This is a genomic window from Marinoscillum luteum (assembly GCF_044005705.1).
Classification (GTDB): domain Bacteria; phylum Bacteroidota; class Bacteroidia; order Cytophagales; family Cyclobacteriaceae; genus Marinoscillum; species Marinoscillum luteum.
In genome coordinates this window covers 768,648-788,736 of the sequence record NZ_JBIPKE010000020.1, presented here as the reverse complement: position 1 = coordinate 788,736, position 20,089 = coordinate 768,648, and the positions used below count along the sequence as shown (strand labels likewise).

Here is a 20,089-nt window from a genome sequence, read left to right as displayed (position 1 = left end):
TAACTATGAAAACCTTACTTACTATCGTCCTGTTTACCTCCCTAGGCCTATGCATCTCCTGCGACCTGGGCCTGGGTATTAATGAACCTACGGAACTGGAAAAACTCCCGCCACTTACGACCACTGGCGAGAATACGTTTGGGTATGTAATCAATGGGGACATTGTAAGCATTACCAATTCATTGAACTTTACAGCTTTTAACCAAGGTGGTTTCTTCTTTCTAGGAGGAGGGGGGATAAAATTATATCGATTGGGTGATGTGGCTACTAACCTGAATTACAACTTGGTGAATTTTGATGACGGGAAGGTTGAATTCAGTGTTTTTGATGATCAAAATCAGTTATGCTTTTACGATTCAACGAGAACAATTAACGGAAATCTAGTATTCACTTATTTCTCTAAAGAGAAATACATCGCTTCCGGCATTTTTGAATTTTCAACTGTTAACGATGATTGCGACACCATCCGTGTAACCGACGGTCGTTTTGATGTACAATACATTCCTTAAAACAGGAAGCAGATCATTAGCTATGAAGACCTTACTTACCATTGTTCTTTTTATTTCCCTCGGTTTGTGCATCTCCTGCGACCTGGGCCTGGGCATTCACGAACCTACAGAACTGGAAAAACTCCCGCCTCTGACTACTAGTGGTGAAAATACTTTTGGCTGCTTGGTAAATGGGGTGGCATTTGTAGTGACAAATACCTCTCAACAGGTAGCCATTTTTCAGCAAGGTCAGCTTCAGTTTGGAGCCAGTATGGATGACGGTAACTTAAATGAAAGTATTTACATGATTTTAGGGGATCCATTGACGGAAAATGAAATATACTATTTTACCGAGTCGAGGAATAATTCTGAGTATCAAGGACGAGATGGGAGTTTCATCTGTTTTTATGAATTTGAAGATACATATGAAGGATCATTAACTTTCTCAAGAATCGATCGAACCAATTTCATAATCTCCGGGACATTTGAATTCTCGACGGTCACAGCGGATTGCGATACAGTAAAAATCACAGATGGTCGTTTCGACATGCAATACACCCCTTAAAACAGGAAGTAGATCATTAGCTATGAAGACCTTACTTATCATTGTCCTGTTTATTTCCCTTGGTCTGTGTATCTCCTGCGACCTGGGCCTGGGTATGCATGAACCTACGGAACTGGAAAAACTCCCGCCCCTAACCACTACCGGTGAAAATACCTTCGGATGCCTGGTACATGGTGAGGCGTTTGTTGTGACGAATACGTCACGAATGTCAGCAATATATCAGGGTATAAATCAGAGAGCACTTTCTCTGTCAGGGGAAATTGATAACTCAGAAGTTGATGAAAATGTATCCATGTTTATTGGCAATACAATCAAGGAGGGTGAAAAATACCAATTAGACAATGCTACAACACATAAGGGGAAGTATGATAATCAAATAGGAAATTGTATATATGAAACTTCTAGTATATTTCAAGGATACATATATATATCAAAATTAGACTCACTAGATTATTTACTGGCTGGTACATTTGAATTTGATGCCTATTCCAAAGATTGCCAGGATACAGTTCGGATAACCGATGGACGCTTCGATATGCAATACATTCCTTAAATGGTTTTTGCAATCGGTGATTGTCTCCTTTCAGAAAACTTCATCTGCTACCCAATCAGGTATGCCTTAAAAGCCTCGTAATCATTGTTGATCAGGATTGCCTCTTTCTCTTTTTTCATGAGTTCAGATACGAAATCAGGCAGTGGTATTTCTTTCCCTAGTGCCTGCTCTACCGTGCTGAGAAACTTGCTGTAGTGGGCGGTTTCCAGGAAGAGGCCTGTTTCCTTCTTTTGTAGACCAGCTTTCAGGGCTGCATACCCAATGGCCCCATGCGGGTCCAGGATGTAGTTGTTTTCCTGATCGCACTCTTTCATGACCTTCAGGGTTTGCTCATCGCTGAGGGTGAAGCCAGAGATGTGTTTGATGATGTCTTTGAAACTCTTTTCGTGCAGTTCCAGCATCCTGGGGTGATTGCTTGGATCACTCACATCCATGGCATTGGATAGGGTAGGCACTGTAGGTCGGGGCGAATATTGTTCGTCGATGAGGTACCTGGGCACCACGTCGTTGGCATTGCTGGCAGCAATAAATCTATGAATGGGCAGACCCATTTTTTTGGCGAGCATACCGGCCGTGATGTTGCCATAATTTCCCGAAGGCACGGACACCACCAGCTTATCTTTTTGGAGCTGCTTGTATGCCTCAAAGTAGTAGAGCGACTGAGGTAGCCATCGGGCGATGTTGATGGAGTTGGCTGAGCTCAGGTTGAGCTTTGCGTTGATGTCAGTGTCGTGAAAAGCCTTTTTCACCATGGCCTGGCAGTCATCAAAGTTGCCCTTTACTTCGATGGCTTTGATGTTTTTGCCAAGTGTAGTGAGTTGCTTTTCCTGTAAGTCACTCACCTTTCCGCTAGGGTACAAGATGACCACATTCACACCAGGTACTTCATAGAAGCCGGAGGCTACCGCTCCGCCGGTATCGCCAGAGGTGGCCACCAGTATGGTGACTTCCTTATTTTCTGTTTCGTTGAAATAGCCCAGGCATCTGGCCAGAAATCGGGCACCTACATCTTTGAAGGCGTAGGTGGGGCCATGAAATAGCTCCAGGGAATGAATGTTTTTTTCTACTTCTACCACCGGGATCTCAAAGTTGAGCGCCCCCTCCAGGATTTCCTGCAGTTTGGCCTCAGGGATGTCATCCTTGCAGAATTGCCTCAATACTTCAAACCCTATCTGTGGAAGGGAGTAGTAGCTGAGGGTTTCCAAAAACAGGAAATCGAGCTCTGGTATTTCCTCAGGATAGTACAGCCCTTTGTCTGAGGGCAGGCTCTTGATGACTGCTTCTTTAAACGATACCGGACTGGACTGGCCATTGGTGGAGTAAAATTTCATCTTGAATTCGGTTCTTTTAAAGGATCTGACACCCGTTTGGATTGATTTTGGTCAAATGCAGCATGACCGGGAGATTCACCTTTTGGTACATTTTTTCAATTTTAACCATACAGGCCTTGGCAGCTTCCGAACTCTTGAAAAAGGCAAACATGCTGGGCCCTGATCCGGAAATATTGAAACCCACAGCTCCAAAGTCGAGGGTCGTTTGCTTGACTTTGCCGTATTCTGGGATCAGCTGTTTTCTGACAGGCTCAGCGATCCGGTCTCTTACCGCATGGGAAAGTAGCGAATAATCCTCACTATGCATGGCGTGGATCAGTGCGCCCACGTTGCCCCACTGCTCACGGGCATCCTTCACGGAGAGTTCTTTGGGGATTAATCCTTTGGCTTCTGAGGTTTTGATTTCCACATCCGGAAATATGATGAGCACCCGCAATGCGGCCGGTGTGGGAATGCGGAACAGCTCTAAAGGCTCGTAGCTCCGCACCACCTGAAAGCCTCCCAGTAGGGAAGGGGCTACGTTATCGGCATGATAACTTTTGGAAGCCAGTGCTTCGCCCTCCAACGCAAAATCAAGGAGTTTCTCGAGTTTCAGCGGGTTGCCCAGGAGGTGGTTGGCCGCAAACACCGCTCCTGAGGCGCTGGAGGCGCTGCTTCCCAGGCCGCTTCCCGGTTTGAATATTTTCTTAATGTGCACGTCCATGCCCTGATCACTTTCCAGATAGTCCAGCAGTGACTGGATGGCCACGGTGGCCACATTGTTTTTAGGATCGGTCGGAAGGTCGGCACCTTCTGCCTTCAGTACCTTCAGCTTATGATCATTTCGTTTGGTAAGTGTAATCACATCTCCCAGCTGCTCTATGGCAAAGCCAAAAGTGTCATAACCCGGTCCTACGTTGGCCACTGAGGCCGGTGCAAATACTTGAATGCTTTCCAAGTTTCTAAAGTCAAGAGTTCGAAAAAAATTGTTTACTAGTCGGTCTGGGCAAGCCTCAGTACGTCGGCAAAAATCCCCGAGGCGGTCACTTCAGCACCGGCACCGGCGCCTTTGATCACCATAGGCTGCTCCTTGTAGCGGTTGGTATAGAACAGCACAATGTTGTCCTTGCCTTCCAGGTTGTAAAAAGGATGGGCCGAATCCACAGCCTCCAGCCCTACAGAGCCATGTCCGTTTTTGTATTTGGCGACTACCTTCAGGCGTTTTCCTTCCTTGTTGGCAGCCTCATAAAGGTTTTTGAAGTGGGCTTCTTCTTTTTCCACTTTGGTATAGAAGTCTTCTACCGAATTGCTTTCCAGACAGCTTTCAGGGAGGAAAGAATTTAATTGAATGTCTTCATAGTCGCATTTGTAGCCACTTTCTCTGATCAGAATGACTATTTTTCGTTTGACATCCGATCCGAAAAGATCCAGTCGAGGGTCAGGCTCGGTGTATCCCAGTTGTTTGGCTTTTTTAATCACGTCTACAAACTTGGTTTTACCGTTGTATTCATTGAACAAAAAGACCAGGGTACCGGAAAGCACTGCTTCAATCTGGTGGATCTGATCGCCACTTCTTACCAGATCACTCAGCGTGGAGAGCACAGGCAAGCCAGCGCATACGTTGGTCTCAAACAGGAATCTGCTTCCGTAGCGTCTACTCATCCCTTTCAGGTTGAGGTAGTCTGCATAGGATCCTGTGGCGGCTATTTTATTAGGGGTAACCACCGAAATACTCTTTTTCAGTATTTGAGGATAGAGTCCGGCTACATCTTCAGAGGCTGTAATGTCTATGAAAATACTGTTGCGCAGGTTGGCGTTGTACATTTTCTCCAAAAATTGCTCGCTGGAGTATTTTTCTCCTGCCTGCAGGATGGATTCCCATTTCGAAAGGGGGATTCCATCATTCTCAAAGTGCATGAGTCGGGAGTTGCCCAGACCAATGATTTTGATGTTCAGCTGATGGTGCTTCTTGAGGTAAGTAAATTGCTGAACCAACTGCTGGATGAAGGCCTTTCCGACATTGCCTGTACCGATGATGAAGAGGTTGATCCTCTTGGTGACAGAAAGGAAGAAGCTCTCATGAAGTACGTTCAGTGCTTTGTTTAGGTCATCTTTGGCAATCACAGCTGAGATATTACGCTCAGAGGATCCCTGAGCGATGGCTTTGATGCTCACGCCATTTTTACCCAGTACGTTAAACATCTGGCCACTAACCCCCACCTGATTTTTCATATTGGAGCCCACCAGCGCGATAATCGAAAGGTTGTTTTCAGCCTGGATCGGGTCGATCTTATGATTTTCAATTTGCTCTTCAAACTCAGCATTGAGGGCTTTCACCGCGGCCTTTGAATCTTTCGTGTCGATCCCCACGGTGATCGAATGCTCAGAACTGGACTGAGTGATCAGGATCACATTGATGTGTGCTTCCGACAGGGCCCTGAAGAAGCGGTAGGAGAACTTAGGGACGCCCACCATGCTGTTGCCACTGAGGGTGACCAGCGAGATGTCTTTGATGCTGGAAATCCCTCTGATCAATTCTTTGTCCTGATCCCATTCTTTGGTGATCAGCGTACCCGGATGCTCCGGGTTGAAAGTATTTTTGATGGTGATGGAGATGCCTTTTTCCAGCGCTGGCTGGATGCTGGGCGGATAGATCACTTTAGCGCCAAAGTGTGAAAGCTCGAGCGCTTCCTCATAGGAAACGTGCTCAATGAAATGTGCACGCTTGACCATGCGCGGGTCGGCGGTCATGAGTCCGTCCACATCGGTCCACACTTCAAAATGATCCGCATCGAGCACTCCGGCCAGAATGGCGGCAGAGTAGTCTGAGCCTCCCCGTCCAAGAGTGGTGGTTTGGTTGTCAGCCGTAGAGGCAATGAATCCCGGAAACAGGTTTACTTTGCTGAAGGTCTTGCTGACTTCTTTGAGTCTTTTAGTGGTTTCTTTGAAATCTACGTGGGCATGACCAAAATGATCATCGGTGATGATGTAGTCACGGCTGTCATAGAGGGTCACGTCGATTCCCTCGTTTCTGAAAAACTCAGAAATGATCAAAGTAGAAAGTCGCTCACCGGTGCTGTAGATGTAGTCCGCACTTCTGGGGGTGAGTTCTCGAAGGAGCCACACGCCCTTGCAGATGTCTTCAAACTCTTCGATGATTTTGTAGAATTGCTCATCGGGTTTGTTTTCTATGAGGTTATAATAGAGCTGCTCATGTTGCACTTTCACTCCTTCGATGAATGAAGCGTAATCTTTGCGGCCGGAAGCGGCCAGCTCTCCGATGTGTACCAGCTGATCGGTGACTCCACCCACAGCCGATGTGACCAACACCAACTGATCTATAGATGAATGAACGATTCTGGCTACTTGTCTGATTGCTTCCTCACTACCTACCGAGGTACCTCCAAATTTTAGTACTTTCATATTTGACGCTTAGCTTCGGCTTATAGCCTCCGCGTTTACAGGTTTTAAAAAATCTTTGTCCACTTGGCTGATCCAATGTCCAAAAGTCTAATAATTTCAGATCATATAACTAAATAAATCTGGTTTTTCATTGAGATACTCGCCGAAAAAGTTCCTTTGTTTCATTCGGGTCAATAGGGGCTCAAAGTCTTCTTTGGCTTTGAGTTCGATACCTACGAGTGCGGGGCCTTTTTCTCGTGAGGTCTTTTTGGTGTATTCAAAGTGCACGATATCATCGTCGGGCCCGAGTACTTCGGCCACAAATTCCTTCAGTGCTCCGGCGCGTTGGGGAAAACGGATGATAAAGTAGTGCATCAGCTCTTCATGGAGCATAGACCGCTCCCGGATTTCTTCGGTGCGGGTGATGTCGTTGTTGCTGCCAGACAGGAGGCAGATGATGTTTTTGCCTTTGATCTGATCCTTGTACTGGTCCAGTACGGCCACCGAAAGTGCGCCTGCGGGCTCCAGTACTATGCCGCTTTCGTTGTACATGCTGATGAGGGAGGAGCAGAGCTTCCCCTCGTCTACCAGGGCTATTTCATCCAGATTGGCTTTGCAGAGCGGGTAGGTGAGTTCGCCTACACGTTTCACGGCCGCACCGTCCACAAACTTGTCTATTTCTTCCAATGTCACCACATGGCCTTGCTGAAATGCTTCATGCATGGCAGGGGCTCCGGCAGGCTCCACACCGATCATTTTCGTATGTGGGCTCAGGGCTTTGATAATGGAGGATACTCCGGCAGACAATCCGCCGCCACCTACTGGTAAAAAAAGATAATCGATGCTGAAGTTGGCATCTTTGAACAACTCCAGGCCGATGGTGGCCTGACCTTCTATGACTTTAGGGTCATCGAAGGGGTGCACAAACGTGCTTTTATTCACTGTGCAGTATTCCATGGCCGTCTGGTAGGCATCATCGAAGGTGTCTCCTGCCAGGATCACTTCCACTTTGTCTTTGCCAAACATTTTGACCTGCTGCACTTTTTGTTTGGGGGTGGGAGCGGGCATGAAAATCACGCCCTTCACCCCAAGTTTATAACAGGAGAATGCTACGCCCTGTGCGTGGTTACCAGCACTGGCACATACTACTCCATTGATGAGCTGATCAGGAGCGAGCGAAGTGATTTTATTATAAGCACCTCTGATTTTGTATGAGCGCACAATCTGGGTGTCTTCTCTTTTGAGATAGATGTGGGCGTCATAGCGCTCACTCAGATTGAAGCTATACTGCAAGGCGGTCTGATAGATCACCTTGCTCAGTATATTGTGTGCTTTTTTTACCTCTTCTACCTCCGGATAAAAAGCCGTATGGGTAGTATTTGTAGTCATTCTATTGATTAACTGTTTTCTGGACGCAGCTTTCTTACAGCTTTGCCGGCTTGCCACATTTCAGATTCTTCCAATTCTTTCAGTTCGGCTTCCAGTTTTACCCGGTAGTCTGGCTGAGAGTTGCTATCGATCGATTTCTGAGCTTCTATACCATCTGTCACAGACTTATAGAGTTTTTCGAATACTGGCTTGGTCGCTTCATAGAAGGGTCCCATCCAATCCAAAGCACCTCTTTGTGCAGTAGTAGAGCAGTTGGCATACATCCAATCCATTCCATTCTCTGCGATCAGTGGATAAAGCGACTGAGTAGCTTCTTCCACAGTTTCGTTGAAAGCTTCGGAAGGTGAGTGACCATTGGCTCTCAATACTTCGTACTGTGCACGGAAGATTCCCTGAATGGCACCCATCAAAGTACCTCTTTCACCTGTAAGGTCAGAAGAAACTTCTTTGTAAAAATCTGTTTCGAACAGGTAACCTGATCCCACAGCGATACCCAGAGCAACTACTCTGTCTTTGGCTTTTCCAGTAGCATCCTGGTGGATAGCAAAGCTGGAATTAAGTCCTTTTCCTTCTACAAAAAGTCTTCTGAGAGAAGTTCCTGAGCCTTTAGGAGCTACCAGGATCACATCTACGTCAGCAGGAGGAATGATGCCTGTTTTTTCTTTGTAAGTCACACCGAACCCGTGAGAGAAGTACAGTGCTTTTCCTGGAGTAAGGTATTTCTTTACGGTAGGCCAAAGGGCTATCTGACCAGCATCTGAAAGCAAGAACTGTAGGATTGTGCCTCTTTCGCAAGCTTCTTCCAGTTCGAAAAGCGTTTCGCCTGGTACCCATCCGTCGGCTACTGCCTTGTCCCAGGTTTTAGAATCTTTTCTTTGACCAACGATCACGTTGATGCCATTGTCTTTGAGGTTGAGTGCCTGACCCGGGCCTTGCACACCGTAGCCTAATACCGCTACTGTTTCACCTTTTAGTACTTCCTGAGCTTTTGATAAAGGAAATTCTTCTCTTGTTACTACTTCCTCTTCTACACCTCCAAAATTGATTTTCGCCATTGTTTTGTTTGTTTGTAATAAAATAAGTTTAAAAATCTTTTATGCTTAAATAATGTGACGGGGCATCCTCCAATTGCTTGATGTAGGCCTCGGTCTTTCTTTTTGATTTGGAAATGGCCACCCTTCCGGACCTCACAAACTCCAGCAAACCATGGGGCTCGAGTTTTTTGTAAAGATCATGAGTGTCTTTCTTGTGACCGGTTTTTTCTATGATGATGTGATCTTCTTCGATCACCAGTATGCGTGCGCCGCTGTTTCTCACCAGATCTTCAATCTTGCTGCCGTTCAAAAACACCTTGGTAGGCACTTTGTAAAGGGCTATTTCCTGATAGTAGATCTCATGGTCTTCATAAACAAAGGCTCCTAGTACATCGATGAGCTTTCTGATCTGCTTCACCACTTTTTCGATGGTTTCGCGGGTGGAATGCAGCACGATGGTGAATCGTGAAACTCCCGCCACCTCCGTAGTGGATACATTCAAGCTGATAATGTTCATTTTCCGCCTGGTGAAAATGATCGTGATGTGGTTCAGAAGCCCCGCTTTGTCTTCGGTAAGCACCGAAAGCGTGAAGTCTTTTTCCACTTTCTCACTACTGTCTTCGCTATATATAGAGTTTGACATGATTTGTTTATTAAATGGGTTACTCTAATCTGATGTCAGATACGGAGGCTCCTGATGGTACCATTGGAAATACGTTTTCTTCTTTCTCTACCACTACTTCCAGCAGGGTAGGACCTTTATCAGCCAACCATTCGTCGATTGCTGCATTCAATGCGGCTCTCTCGGAGACCTTGTTGGTTTTGATGCCGTAGCCTTCAGTGATTTTCTGAAAGTCAGGGTTGGTCAATTCGGTGAAAGAATATCTTCTGTCATGGAAAAGCTGCTGCCACTGACGTACCATCCCCAGGAAGTTATTGTTGAGAATAAGGATTTTCACGCCCAGGTTATTCTGAGAGATGGTCCCCAGCTCCTGTATGGTCATCTGAAAGCCACCGTCCCCGATCACTGCAATGACGGTACGGTCCGGACGACCTACCTGTGCGCCCATGGAGGCTGGCAGGGCAAATCCCATGGTGCCCAGTCCGCCTGAGGTGATATTGGAGTCGGTGTCTGCAAACTCATAGTAGCGGCTGGCTACCATCTGGTGCTGCCCTACGTCCGTCACGATCACCGCTTTACCTTCGGTCTTGTCAGAGATCATTCGGATCACTTCAGCCATCAAAATGGGGCCTTCCGTAGGGAATTTCTCCTTCTTAGTCACCTTCTCTTCTTCCAGTTTGTCACACTCCCTGAATTCTGCAATCCATGCCTGGTGATTATTGGACTCCGTCTGCTTGATCAATGATTGCAGTGCCTGCTTGGCGTCTGCATTGATGGCCACAGTGGTTTTTACATTTTTATCAATCTCAGCCGGGTCTATTTCTATGTGAATAACCTTGGCCTGACGTGCATATTTTTTGAGATCTCCGGTTACCCGGTCGTCAAATCGCATCCCAATGGCGATCATCACATCACACTCATTGGTTTTGATGTTGGGGCCATAGTTTCCATGCATTCCCAGATAGCCTACATAGAGAGGGTGGTTCACTGGTACTGCAGAGAGGCCCATCAGGGTAGAGGCCATCGGGATGTTGGCTTTTTCTGCAAAAGCAAGTAGCTCTTTTTGAGCTTCCGAAATCAACACGCCATGCCCTACCAGCAAAAATGGTTTTTTGGCTTCATTGATGATTTTGGCAGCCGCTGCTATCTTGTCTTCTTCCAAAATGGGGTAAGGGTGATAGCTTCTGATTTTAGTGCATTTCTTATAGCTAAACTCGAACTCACCAAACTGTGCGTCTTTGGTGATGTCCACCAATACGGGGCCTGGTCTGCCTGTGCCGGCAATATAGAATGCCCTGGCAATGGCTTCCGGGATTTCTTCAGCGCGTGTGACCTGATAGTTCCACTTGGTGACGGGCATGGAGATACCTACCACGTCCGTTTCCTGAAAGGCATCTGTGCCCAAAAGGTGCGAAGGTACCTGGCCGGTGATGGCTACCAAAGGCGTAGAGTCAATCTGTGCATCGGCTATGCCGGTGATGAGGTTGGTGGCTCCCGGGCCTGAGGTGGCAAAGCAGACGCCAGTACGACCATTGACTCTGGCATATCCTTGTGCAGCATGTGCTGCACCTTGCTCGTGTCTGGTCAGAATGTGGTTGAGCTTGTCGGCATAACCATACAGCGCATCATAAATAGGCATGATGGCTCCTCCGGGATAGCCAAATATGACATCAACTCCTTCTTCGATCAGGCATAATAAAACCGCCTCTGCTCCCGATACCTTGATCGTGGATTGTTTGGGCTCCTTCTCTACCGCTAAAGATGGTGAATTCATAGTCTTATGTTTATTCATCAGTTACGCAACCCTCCGAGGCTGATTTTACTGAATTGATATATTTCCTTAATATGCCCTTCGTAGCCTTATAAGGTGGCTTGTTCCAGGCTTTTCTGCGTGCTTCCAGCTCTTCGTCCGAAAGTTTCACTTCCAGTTTGTTGGTGATGGCATCTATGCGAATGATGTCTCCGTTTTGGATCAGTCCGAGCGGGCCACCTTCCTGGGCCTCAGGAGTGATGTGACCCACCACAAAACCGTGCGATCCGCCTGAGAACCTGCCATCGGTGATGAGCGCTACATCTTTACCTAGTCCTTTACCCATCACAGCACCAGTAGGCTTGAGCATTTCCGGCATTCCGGGAGCACCTTTTGGTCCGGAGTATCTGATTACAATCACTTCTCCTTTTTGTACTTCCTCCTGTATACCCCGGATGGCATCAAATTCATCTTCATAAATCCTGGCGGGTCCTTCGAAAACTTCACCTTCCTTGCCGGTGATCTTCGCCACGGCCCCTTCAGGTGCCAGGTTGCCATAGAGTATCTGGAGGTGTCCTTTGGCTTTGATAGGTTTATCAAAGCTGTACATCAGTCCTTTGTCATCATGCAGATCAGGAACTTCGGCCAGGTTTTCGGCCAGTGTCTTGCCTGTGACCGTCATACAGTCGCCATGCAGGTAGCCTTCTTTCAGCAAAAGCTTTAATACGCCGGGTACTCCGCCAATCTTATGAAGGTCTTCCATGAGGAACCTGCCACTTGGTTTCAGGTCGGCCAGGAAAGGGGTCTTGTCGCTAATTCGCTGAAAGTCGTCCAATCCTATGTTTACATCTACTGATCTGGCCATAGCAATGAGGTGAAGTACCGCATTGGTAGAGCCACCAAGTATCATAACAGTGGTGATGGCATTTTCAAATGCCTCTTTTGTCATGATGTCCCTTGGGAGGATATTTTTCTCCAGCAGGTTTCTGATCGCCGCTCCTACCTTTTGTGTTTCCGTCTGTTTTTCATCGCTCACAGCAGGGTTAGAGGAGCTAAAAGGTAAGCTCATCCCCATAGCCTCAATGGCTGATGCCATGGTGTTGGCCGTGTACATGCCGCCGCAGGCTCCGGGGCCCGGGATGGAGTTTTTGATGATGCCTTTGTAATCTTCATCAGACATGTTGCCCTGCATGCGGGCACCATATGCTTCAAAAGCCGATACAATGTTCAGGTCTTCGCCTTTCCATTTTCCGGGTTTCACAGAACCTCCGTAGACCATGAGTCCGGGTCTGTTGAGCCTTCCAAGTGCCATGATGGCCCCAGGCATATTTTTATCACATCCTACTACCGGCACCACCGCATCATAAAACTGGGCGTTGACCACCGTTTCAATAGAGTCGGCGATGATGTCTCTGGAAATGAGGGAGTATTTCATCCCTACGGTACCATTAGAAATACCATCACTCACCCCAATGGTGTGAAAAATAAGACCTACCAGGTCAGCTTCTCTTACCCCCTTTTTCACCTGATGGGCGAGGATGTTGAGGTGCATGTTGCATGGATTGCCCTCAAAACCTGTGGATACGATGCCCACCTGAGCTCTGTCCATGTCTTCCTCGGTGAGGCCTGTAGCATAGAGCTGCGCCTGCGAGGCAGGTTGTGTAGGGTCTTGTGTGATTACTTTGCTAAAAGTGTTGAGTTCTTGCGCCATTTTATACAATCGTGAGTCCCTGGTACTCGTCAAACATTACTTTTTGTTGGTAGATCAAGTGGAGGTTGTGTCCGATGGACCCTTCCCACTCTTTTTTGAATTTTTCTCCATTCACAGAGCTGATGTGCGTGATCTCGGTGGCGGTGCCACAGAAGAAGGCGTGATCAGCTTTGTAAAACTCTTCGGGAGTGATGTCTTTTTCGGTGACTTTTACCTTGAGCTCTTCGCAAATCTCCAGTACCGTGCTTCTGGTGATCCCGGGGAAGATGTTACCCAGCTTGGGAGTGAAGAGTTCTCCATTTTTTTCGTAAAAGATGTTGCTGCCAGGGCCTTCCGCGAGGTGACCATTGTGATCCAGGAGGATGGCTTCATCGTAGCCCAGTCGCTTGGCCTCTGCAGATGCCAGGGTATTGGCCGAGTAGTTTCCTACGATTTTGGCATCTACTACGGTGGATTTGGGGCTGGGCTTCAGATAGGACGAGATCATGGTATTGAGTGGCTCGTATCCGGGGTACTTGGCCCATTTCCATGCAGTCATGAAAAAGTGTGATTCCTTAGACGGTGCCAGGATCATGTTGGGTCCGGCAAAAACCAGGGGTCTGATGTAGGCGTTGGTGAGGTTGTTCCGGTCTATCAGGTCGTAGGCTATTTTGATGAGGTCTTCAATGGGGTAGGGTATTTTCAAGAAAACCTTTTCGGCGGCTTTATGCAGCCTTTTGAAGTGCTCGGCAGGTTTGAAGATGTTGAACCCATTACCATTGTTATAGGACCTCAACCCATCAAAAACGCCTGTGCCATAGTGGAGGGTCTGATCGAAAAGGCTGGCTTTTGCGTCCTTGGCCTTGATCCATTCCCCATCCAAAAATACTTCTGTACGATCGTCGTAGTACATGGTCAATTTGATTAAAAAAAAGCGCCATTCCGTGTTAGGAATGGCGCTTTGTGTTTATTTTATATTTTCTGCTAAACACAGCCATTCCCATTCCTAATCACAGTGGTGACCAGAATAATAATTGGTACAATGACAATATTTAGGTTGATTCTTTTCATTATTCGAAATCAAAGCTAATATATAAGCCAGCAAATTGACAACCTACCTCTTCGATTTTTTTACAGAAATAATAATAATTACGATATCAAAGAAGATTGATTTTTTTAATCAAGCTCAGTATTAGTTCAAATTGAGCATTTCCACCTTCTTTTATCTACGATGTTTAGTGATTAGATTCAGGGGCATGAGTCGTTCTGGCATGGCATTTGTTTTTCCCCCGGCCAAACAAACTTATATACTTATGAAAAAGGTTCTAACCTCATTTTTTATCATTGCAGTATTTGGAATGACCAGTGTGTCCGCACAGGATGCTGAAAAGAAGAATACGCTAAAAGCCAACCCAATGGGTCTGATTATCGGGCTTGGCAAGATCAACTACGAGCGTAAGCTTGGTGATGCCAGCTCCGCCCAGCTTGGCGTTTCTTACTTCAGCTATTCCTCTGATGGCACCTCGTTTTCAGGACTTGGTTTGTTGCCAGAGTATCGGTTTTATGTGACCAAGGAAGCGCTTGATGGATTTTATCTGGCTCCCTTTATGAAGTATAACAATTTCACATTGAAGAATGATGAGGAAGACTTCAAAGGCAGCTTGAATGCATACAGATTTGGAGCCAAGGCTGGTTTTCAGTGGCTGATGGGTAAGCGCAAGAGCTTCGTGATGGATCTGGCGTTCGGCGGCAAGTACTCAGATTTTAACCTGAAAGTAAAAGAAGGCAGCGAAGATGATTTTGATAATGAAAATCTGTTCCAGGGCTTTAGTCCGGAATTGCACTTTGCGATCGGTTACGCCTTCTAATGATCCAGCATAGATTGCATAAAAAAAAGGCTTCCAGGTTACAGGAAGCCTTTTTTGTGTTTTGATGTTTACAAGGCTGAACTCAGTTTCTGAAACGGCATCTATTTGATTACATGTAATGGATAATTGAAATTTTTATAACTTTAAAAATATCGTTTCTTTTTAAAGAAAAGTTAGGGGTGAAAAGTATCGTTTATTTATTTTCAATTCTCATTTACTGCTTTTTCGGGTGTGAAGAGCCCTATGAATTAAATTTCTCTGGGCGCGGATCCGAAACTGAAATGGTGATTTCGGGTTTGATTCATCAGGGGCCGGGGCCTTATTATGTAGATGTGGAGCGGTCGAGGATAAACTCCACTGACCGTGCGGTTGTATTCGGAGCGGAAGTGAACCTTTATGATCATTTGGGTAATTGTGAGCCGTGTCTGTCTTCTGAAATCGGTCGGTATGTTTGCCCCGGCTTAATTGTGAGGGGGGTGTCCGGTGGTGCGTACAGGATCAGTGTGCTGCTTAACGACGGTACCGAGATTTTGAGTGAACCAGATACATTGCCCATGCGAAGCGATGTTAGTGTTGATATTGACTGGAAGGAGGTTTGGTTAACTGAAACTTCCTCGTTGGGGATAGACACTAAAAAGAAGATACTGGATTTTAAAATGCGAGCTCAGATTCCTCTGGTGGAGCAGCCACTGTTTCTTTACTGGACAGCTGATGAACTGTATCAGTATCTCCAGAAGAATCAAATTTATCCATTTCAACCACCACCTCCCTGTTATCATTATGGTGATTTAGGTCTTGGTCAATTGGAGTTGCTACAACCGACGATTGGATCAGAACTGGTTTATTCAAGGGAACACTTTATTCAGCGAGATATTGATGAAACCTTTCTCCGAAAACATGTTTTTTTGATTTACCAACAATCAGTTTCTGAGGGATATTTCTTTTTTTTAAGAGATATGGAGGAATTAATTGAGAACGTGGGCTCAATCTTCGATAAGCCAAGGGGCAGGCTACGGGGTAATTTGTATTACAATGAATCTGACCTTGAAGACCAGGTAAATGGCTACTTAAGAGCTGTTTATATAGATACAATGGCACTGGCGATCTACCCGAATCAAATTGAATTTCCAGTCAACGAAGTTTGCGGATACTACAACGATACACGATGTTTCAATTGTGAAAATATAGGAGGGACCTTTGAAAGATCTAGGCTTTATGACCAAGTTCAGTGAAAGGAGGTAAGTTTTTTTGGTTATATAAACAGTTAAGAGTAAATTATATCTAAAAAAGATATGAAAAAACTTGTATTTACATGCTTAATTGCGTTTCAAGCAATGTTTGTTTATGGTCAAACTTGCCCGTCACCTGTAGAAATTAGTAGGAATCAATCATGTATTGAATGTGATTGCAGGACAGGTTCTGGTGATTTCATGTTCATTGCCACTTCTGGATGGGATACCTATAACTGGTCTGTTAGTGGAGGGACGATTACGTACGATTTTGGATATTATATTTATGTTTCAAAACCTGGTGGTGGTTACTTAGGGGTGAACGTAACGGCTGAAGACGATTGGCCTTTTTGTTCTGACACTTATGACTACTGGGGGGTCAATGTTGAAAATTGCAGTTATTGAGATTGAGCCTCTTGTCCAATCAATTATTACCATAGCTGGAAGTAGTTCATTGGATTTAGATAAAACACAAGCCTGGCTGATTGGGCCAGGCTTGTCTTGTTACAGTATTATTCGTTATGCCAGTACTTGTTTTACTTTCTCTGCGGCATCTTTGAGTACAATGGCAGACGTTACCTTCAGGCCAGACTCTTCGATGATTTTCGCACCTTCTTCGGCGTTGGTGCCTTGCAGACGCACAATGATCGGTACTCTGATGTCTCCGATGCTCTTGTAAGCTTCTACCACACCATTGGCTACCCGGTCGCATCTCACAATCCCACCAAAGATGTTGATGAGAATGGCTTTTACATTAGGGTCTTTCAGGATGATTCTGAAACCGGCCTCTACAGTTTGTGCATTGGCCCCACCCCCTACATCCAGGAAGTTGGCAGGCTCACCACCTGATAGCTTGATGATGTCCATAGTAGCCATGGCCAAACCAGCTCCGTTCACCATGCAGCCTACGTTTCCGTCAAGCTTCACATAGTTCAGTCCATTTTGTCCAGCTTCTACCTCCAAAGGATCTTCTTCCGATAGATCTCTCATTTCGGCAATGTCTTTGTGGCGATACAGGGCATTGTCATCCACGTTGACCTTGGCATCTACTGCCAGGATTTTGTTGTCTGATGTTTTGAGCACCGGGTTGATCTCAAACTGAGAGCTATCGGTGGCTTCGTATGCTTTGTAAAGGTTGAAAATGAATTTCACCATTTCCTTGAATGCCTGACCTTCCAGTCCAAGGGCGAATGCTACTTTTCGGGCCTGAAATCCTTGCAAACCGACAGCAGGATCGATCCATTCTTTGACGATCTTCTCAGGAGTCTCTTCAGCCACTGTCTCGATATCCATACCGCCTTCTGTGGAAGCCATGATGACGTTGCATCCTTTTGCACGATCAAGCAAAATAGAGAGGTAATATTCTTTTGGCTCAGACTCGCCAGGGTAGTACACATCCTGAGCAATCAATATCTTGTTGACTTTTTTGCCTTCAGGTCCGGTTTGGTGTGTGACCAGCGTACCACCCAGGATGGCGTCAGCTTTGGGCTTTACCTCTGCCAAACCTTTTGCCAATACCACTCCATTGGATCCGGTTTCGTTAATTTTTCCCTTTCCGCGTCCACCAGCGTGGATTTGTGCCTTTATCACATACCATTCTGTGCCTGTTTCTCTGTTGAGTTCTTTGGCTGCTTCATGGGCTTTTTCTGGGGTATCAGCTACGATTCCTTCCTGGATGGTTACACCATAGCTTTTCAATATCTCTTTAGCTTGATATTCGTGGATGTTCATGCTGTCTGAATTTTCTTGCGAATCTACGGCAAACGGCTTGCTTATTCAACCGAATGGCATTGAAAGTTCAGTAGATCGGGGACAATATGAGTGAAAAGTGAGTGACCACATATTGCTTTCAGCGAGGAGGAGTCTGATATGAGGGGATCCAATGACTAAACCGTAAAAAGGGAGGTTATCAACTAAAGAACATCTATATATTTGCGGCATGCTAAAAGCTGAGGGCCTGTACAAAGCATATGGAAAGCTTCCCGTCCTGAAGGGAATAGACCTCCACATCAGAGAAGGGGAGATTGTTTCTATCGTAGGGGCATCGGGGGCAGGCAAGAGTACCTTGCTGCATTTGCTGGGTACGTTGGATTCCCCTGAAAAAGGAAAAATTTTCATCAGCAATACCGACGTTTTTCAGCTCAACCAACAGAAACTGGCTGGTTTTCGAAATAAGCACATTGGATTTATTTTTCAGTTTCACAACCTGCTGCCTGAATTTTCAGCACTGGAAAATGTGATGATACCCGGGCTCATCGCTAAGCGATCAGGTACAGAGGTCAAACGTAGGGCGATGGAGCTGCTGGGGCTACTAGGGCTGCTGGAGCGAAAAGATCATAAGCCAGGCGAACTCTCAGGTGGAGAGCAGCAGCGTGTATCTGTAGCGCGTGCACTGATCAATGATCCTTCCATTGTATTTGCTGATGAGCCCAGTGGAAACCTGGATTCCAAAAATGCAGATGAACTGCATCAGCTATTTTTTGATCTAAGAAAGGAGCTTAACCAGACTTTTGTGATTGTCACCCACAATAAAGAATTGGCGGAGATGGCAGACCGAAAGCTGGAGATTGAAGATGGGGTGATCCTGTGAAGGCTCAACTGTCTGCTGGCGTAAAATTCATGCTCCTGGCCACTTTTACCTTCACCCTGATGAAGGTTTGTGTAAAGCTGATTCCTCATATTCCGGCCATTGAAATCATTCTTTTCCGATCGGTTATTTCCTTGGTCATCAGTGTCTTTTACCTGCACCGCCAGCAGGTAAGTGTATGGGGAAATAATAAGTCCATCCTACTTCTGAGAGGCGTTACCGGAGCCATCGCATTGATCACTTACTTCAGTTTGTTACAGCAAATACCCCTTGCCACCGCTTCTACGCTGCAGTACCTGGCCCCGATCTTCACGGCTATTTTGGGTATTTTTCTGGTCAAAGAAAAGGTGCGGTCCTGGCAGTGGCTTTTCTTTGCGATCAGTTTCGCGGGAGTGGTGGTGGTACAGGGGTTTGATCCGCGAATTTCTACCCTGCACCTGCTCATGGGGGTGGGTGCTTCTCTCTTTATGGGGCTGGCTTACAATTTTATCAGAATGCTGAAGACCTCCGAACATCCACTGGTGATCATTTTCTATTTCCCGCTGGTCATGCTGCCAGTGGCAGGTCTGTGGTCCGTGATGGTGTGGGTGCAGCCGGTGGGGTGGGACTGGCTGGTGCTGCTGGCCGTAGGTTTGTGTACACAGGTTGCTCAGTTTTTTATGACCAAGTCTTATCAGTCTGCAGAGCTTTCTAAGGTCTCTATTCTCAATTATATTGGTATTGTGTATGCACTGGGATTTGGCTGGCTTCTCTTTGATGAGACGTTTAACCTGATGACCTATGTGGGCATGGGGCTGGTGCTGGCCGGGGTGATAGGCAATGTGGTTTTTAAGAAGTGATAAGAAGGTGTCTCGGTACTACAATTTTTTGATTTGAGAAAGCACCTGGTCTTTGTACGACATGCCTATGGGTACAGGCTCCCCTTCTATATATAGCATGAAATCCTCCAAAATGATCTGGCTGATCCGAAGTGAATCTACCACATAAGATCTGTGCACCTGCAAATAATTGGAGGGTATTTTGGCCAGCAGGTCTTTCAGGGAAATCCGAATGATATATTTCTTTTGAGGGGTGTGAAGTATACAGTATTTGTCTTCTGCCTTGATGTAGAGAATGTCCTTTACCATTACCTTGACGAGGACATTTTTTTCCTTGATAAAAAAGCTGTCCGATAGAATGACATCTTTTTCTTTCCAGACATCCTTTTTCTCTCCGGCAAGATTGGCTACTGCCAGCTCTATCGCATTGGTCAACATCAGTGGGTCGAAAGGCTTCAGGATAAAAGCAAAAGGCTTGGTTTGTTTGGCTTGTTCGAAAATGGAACGTTCGCGCAATGAGGTGATGAAAATAATAGGAATGGCCGGATTCAGTTTGTTGGCCAACTCTATTCCATTGTGCGGCCCGGAAATGTGGATGTCCAGCAGGAGGAGATCGGGCCGGGTGGATTCTATGACGCGCAGGGCCTCTGTGCTGTCGGCTATTACATCTATCACTTGATAGCCTGCCTGCTCCACTGTAAAACGTATGGTTTCTGCGTAAATGGGGTCGTCCTCCACGGACAGTATTCGGATATTGGACATATAGTTTTTAGGGTACAAAGGC

19 protein-coding genes are annotated in these 20,089 nt (G+C 46.2%); 8 read left to right on the top strand and 11 right to left on the bottom strand.

All coding sequences use genetic code 11. From position 1 onward, the window contains the following. Positions 1–5 precede the first annotated feature (5 nt). The 3 genes from ACHKAR_RS20915 to ACHKAR_RS20905 are packed head-to-tail and all read left to right on the top strand — an operon-like array spanning position 6 to position 1,606. On the top strand, positions 6–509 hold the full coding sequence (locus ACHKAR_RS20915; RefSeq protein WP_395419383.1) for a hypothetical protein: 504 nt from the start codon (positions 6–8) through the stop codon (positions 507–509). Positions 510–531: 22 nt separating this feature from the next. Further along, positions 532–1,053, top strand: coding sequence for a hypothetical protein (locus ACHKAR_RS20910; RefSeq protein ID WP_395419381.1), 522 nt, complete (start codon positions 532–534; stop codon positions 1,051–1,053). 22 nt (positions 1,054–1,075) lie between these two features. Then, a complete protein-coding gene (locus tag ACHKAR_RS20905) occupies positions 1,076–1,606 on the top strand; it encodes a DUF6252 family protein (protein ID WP_395419380.1) in 531 nt (176 codons plus the stop codon). Positions 1,607–1,653: 47 nt separating this feature from the next. Here ACHKAR_RS20905 and thrC read toward each other — a convergent pair whose 3' ends face one another. The 9 genes from thrC to ilvE form a co-directional block, all read right to left on the bottom strand. Further along, on the bottom strand, positions 1,654–2,937 hold the full coding sequence (gene thrC / locus ACHKAR_RS20900) for a threonine synthase (protein WP_395419379.1): 1,284 nt from the start codon (positions 2,935–2,937) through the stop codon (positions 1,654–1,656). 16 nt (positions 2,938–2,953) lie between these two features. Further along, complete coding sequence (locus ACHKAR_RS20895) at positions 2,954–3,874, bottom strand: homoserine kinase (protein ID WP_159582077.1); 921 nt, start codon at positions 3,872–3,874, stop codon at positions 2,954–2,956. Between the two features lie 35 nt (positions 3,875–3,909). Next, positions 3,910–6,339 (bottom strand): bifunctional aspartate kinase/homoserine dehydrogenase I, encoded by a 2,430-nt coding sequence (gene thrA / locus ACHKAR_RS20890; protein ID WP_159582075.1) that lies wholly within the window; start codon positions 6,337–6,339, stop codon positions 3,910–3,912. Positions 6,340–6,435: 96 nt separating this feature from the next. Continuing rightward, on the bottom strand, positions 6,436–7,707 hold the full coding sequence (gene ilvA / locus ACHKAR_RS20885) for a threonine ammonia-lyase IlvA (protein WP_395419378.1): 1,272 nt from the start codon (positions 7,705–7,707) through the stop codon (positions 6,436–6,438). 8 nt (positions 7,708–7,715) lie between these two features. Then, positions 7,716–8,762, bottom strand: a complete 1,047-nt coding sequence (ilvC, locus tag ACHKAR_RS20880) for a ketol-acid reductoisomerase (RefSeq protein WP_159582071.1) — start codon at positions 8,760–8,762, stop codon at positions 7,716–7,718. A 28-nt stretch (positions 8,763–8,790) separates the two neighbouring features. Further along, positions 8,791–9,384 (bottom strand): acetolactate synthase small subunit, encoded by a 594-nt coding sequence (ilvN, locus tag ACHKAR_RS20875; protein WP_159582069.1) that lies wholly within the window; start codon positions 9,382–9,384, stop codon positions 8,791–8,793. Positions 9,385–9,403: 19 nt separating this feature from the next. Further along, on the bottom strand, positions 9,404–11,137 hold the full coding sequence (gene ilvB / locus ACHKAR_RS20870) for a biosynthetic-type acetolactate synthase large subunit (RefSeq protein ID WP_395419376.1): 1,734 nt from the start codon (positions 11,135–11,137) through the stop codon (positions 9,404–9,406). A 10-nt stretch (positions 11,138–11,147) separates the two neighbouring features. Beyond that, the gene (gene ilvD, locus ACHKAR_RS20865) at positions 11,148–12,824 is read right to left on the bottom strand and encodes a dihydroxy-acid dehydratase (RefSeq protein WP_159582065.1); all 1,677 of its coding nucleotides are present in this window, start codon (positions 12,822–12,824) and stop codon (positions 11,148–11,150) included. A gap of 1 nt (position 12,825) precedes the next feature. Continuing rightward, entirely contained in the window at positions 12,826–13,716 is an 891-nt protein-coding gene (ilvE, locus tag ACHKAR_RS20860; protein ID WP_159582063.1) for a branched-chain-amino-acid transaminase, read from the bottom strand. 400 nt (positions 13,717–14,116) lie between these two features. On the opposite strand from ilvE, the gene ACHKAR_RS20855 reads away from it, so the two are divergent. From ACHKAR_RS20855 to ACHKAR_RS20845, 3 genes are all read left to right on the top strand, one after another. Next, positions 14,117–14,671: a DUF3575 domain-containing protein gene (locus tag ACHKAR_RS20855; protein WP_395419374.1), complete on the top strand. Its 555-nt coding sequence runs from the start codon at positions 14,117–14,119 to the stop codon at positions 14,669–14,671. 179 nt (positions 14,672–14,850) lie between these two features. Further along, complete coding sequence (locus tag ACHKAR_RS20850; protein WP_395419372.1) at positions 14,851–15,903, top strand: DUF4249 family protein; 1,053 nt, start codon at positions 14,851–14,853, stop codon at positions 15,901–15,903. Positions 15,904–15,963: 60 nt separating this feature from the next. Beyond that, positions 15,964–16,305 carry a hypothetical protein gene (locus ACHKAR_RS20845; protein WP_395419370.1) on the top strand — a complete coding sequence of 114 codons (342 nt, stop codon included), beginning with the start codon at positions 15,964–15,966 and terminating at the stop codon, positions 16,303–16,305. A gap of 114 nt (positions 16,306–16,419) precedes the next feature. Here the strand turns inward: ACHKAR_RS20845 and sucC are convergent, their stop codons facing one another. Next, the gene (gene sucC, locus ACHKAR_RS20840; protein WP_159582059.1) at positions 16,420–17,631 is read right to left on the bottom strand and encodes an ADP-forming succinate--CoA ligase subunit beta; all 1,212 of its coding nucleotides are present in this window, start codon (positions 17,629–17,631) and stop codon (positions 16,420–16,422) included. Positions 17,632–17,839: 208 nt separating this feature from the next. Between sucC and ACHKAR_RS20835 the strand changes: the two genes are divergently transcribed. Both ACHKAR_RS20835 and ACHKAR_RS20830 read left to right on the top strand, forming a co-directional pair. Next, positions 17,840–18,490, top strand: coding sequence for an ABC transporter ATP-binding protein (locus ACHKAR_RS20835; protein WP_159582057.1), 651 nt, complete (start codon positions 17,840–17,842; stop codon positions 18,488–18,490). After that, entirely contained in the window at positions 18,487–19,326 is an 840-nt protein-coding gene (locus ACHKAR_RS20830) for a DMT family transporter (RefSeq protein WP_395419368.1), read from the top strand. The genes ACHKAR_RS20835 and ACHKAR_RS20830 overlap by 4 nt, the downstream gene beginning before the upstream one ends. A gap of 18 nt (positions 19,327–19,344) precedes the next feature. Here the strand turns inward: ACHKAR_RS20830 and ACHKAR_RS20825 are convergent, their stop codons facing one another. Beyond that, a complete protein-coding gene (locus tag ACHKAR_RS20825; protein WP_159582055.1) occupies positions 19,345–20,067 on the bottom strand; it encodes a LytR/AlgR family response regulator transcription factor in 723 nt (240 codons plus the stop codon). Between the last annotated feature and the right edge of the window lie 22 nt (positions 20,068–20,089).

What these genes read in the sequence shown, in the direction of transcription:
- ACHKAR_RS20915 (WP_395419383.1), top strand. Translation starts at nt 6, where the DNA reads ATGAAAACCTTACTTACTATCGTCCTGTTTACCTCCCTAGGCCTATGC.
- thrA (WP_159582075.1), bottom strand. Translation starts at nt 6,339, where the DNA reads ATGAAAGTACTAAAATTTGGAGGTACCTCGGTAGGTAGTGAGGAAGCA.
- ACHKAR_RS20855 (WP_395419374.1), top strand. Translation starts at nt 14,117, where the DNA reads ATGAAAAAGGTTCTAACCTCATTTTTTATCATTGCAGTATTTGGAATG.
- ilvD (WP_159582065.1), bottom strand. Translation starts at nt 12,824, where the DNA reads ATGGCGCAAGAACTCAACACTTTTAGCAAAGTAATCACACAAGACCCT.
- ilvE (WP_159582063.1), bottom strand. Translation starts at nt 13,716, where the DNA reads ATGTACTACGACGATCGTACAGAAGTATTTTTGGATGGGGAATGGATC.
- ACHKAR_RS20825 (WP_159582055.1), bottom strand. Translation starts at nt 20,067, where the DNA reads ATGTCCAATATCCGAATACTGTCCGTGGAGGACGACCCCATTTACGCA.
- ACHKAR_RS20845 (WP_395419370.1), top strand. Translation starts at nt 15,964, where the DNA reads ATGAAAAAACTTGTATTTACATGCTTAATTGCGTTTCAAGCAATGTTT.
- ACHKAR_RS20835 (WP_159582057.1), top strand. Translation starts at nt 17,840, where the DNA reads ATGCTAAAAGCTGAGGGCCTGTACAAAGCATATGGAAAGCTTCCCGTC.
- ilvB (WP_395419376.1), bottom strand. Translation starts at nt 11,137, where the DNA reads ATGAATTCACCATCTTTAGCGGTAGAGAAGGAGCCCAAACAATCCACG.
- ACHKAR_RS20910 (WP_395419381.1), top strand. Translation starts at nt 532, where the DNA reads ATGAAGACCTTACTTACCATTGTTCTTTTTATTTCCCTCGGTTTGTGC.
- ilvN (WP_159582069.1), bottom strand. Translation starts at nt 9,384, where the DNA reads ATGTCAAACTCTATATATAGCGAAGACAGTAGTGAGAAAGTGGAAAAA.
- sucC (WP_159582059.1), bottom strand. Translation starts at nt 17,631, where the DNA reads ATGAACATCCACGAATATCAAGCTAAAGAGATATTGAAAAGCTATGGT.
- ACHKAR_RS20905 (WP_395419380.1), top strand. Translation starts at nt 1,076, where the DNA reads ATGAAGACCTTACTTATCATTGTCCTGTTTATTTCCCTTGGTCTGTGT.
- ilvA (WP_395419378.1), bottom strand. Translation starts at nt 7,707, where the DNA reads ATGACTACAAATACTACCCATACGGCTTTTTATCCGGAGGTAGAAGAG.
- thrC (WP_395419379.1), bottom strand. Translation starts at nt 2,937, where the DNA reads ATGAAATTTTACTCCACCAATGGCCAGTCCAGTCCGGTATCGTTTAAA.
- ilvC (WP_159582071.1), bottom strand. Translation starts at nt 8,762, where the DNA reads ATGGCGAAAATCAATTTTGGAGGTGTAGAAGAGGAAGTAGTAACAAGA.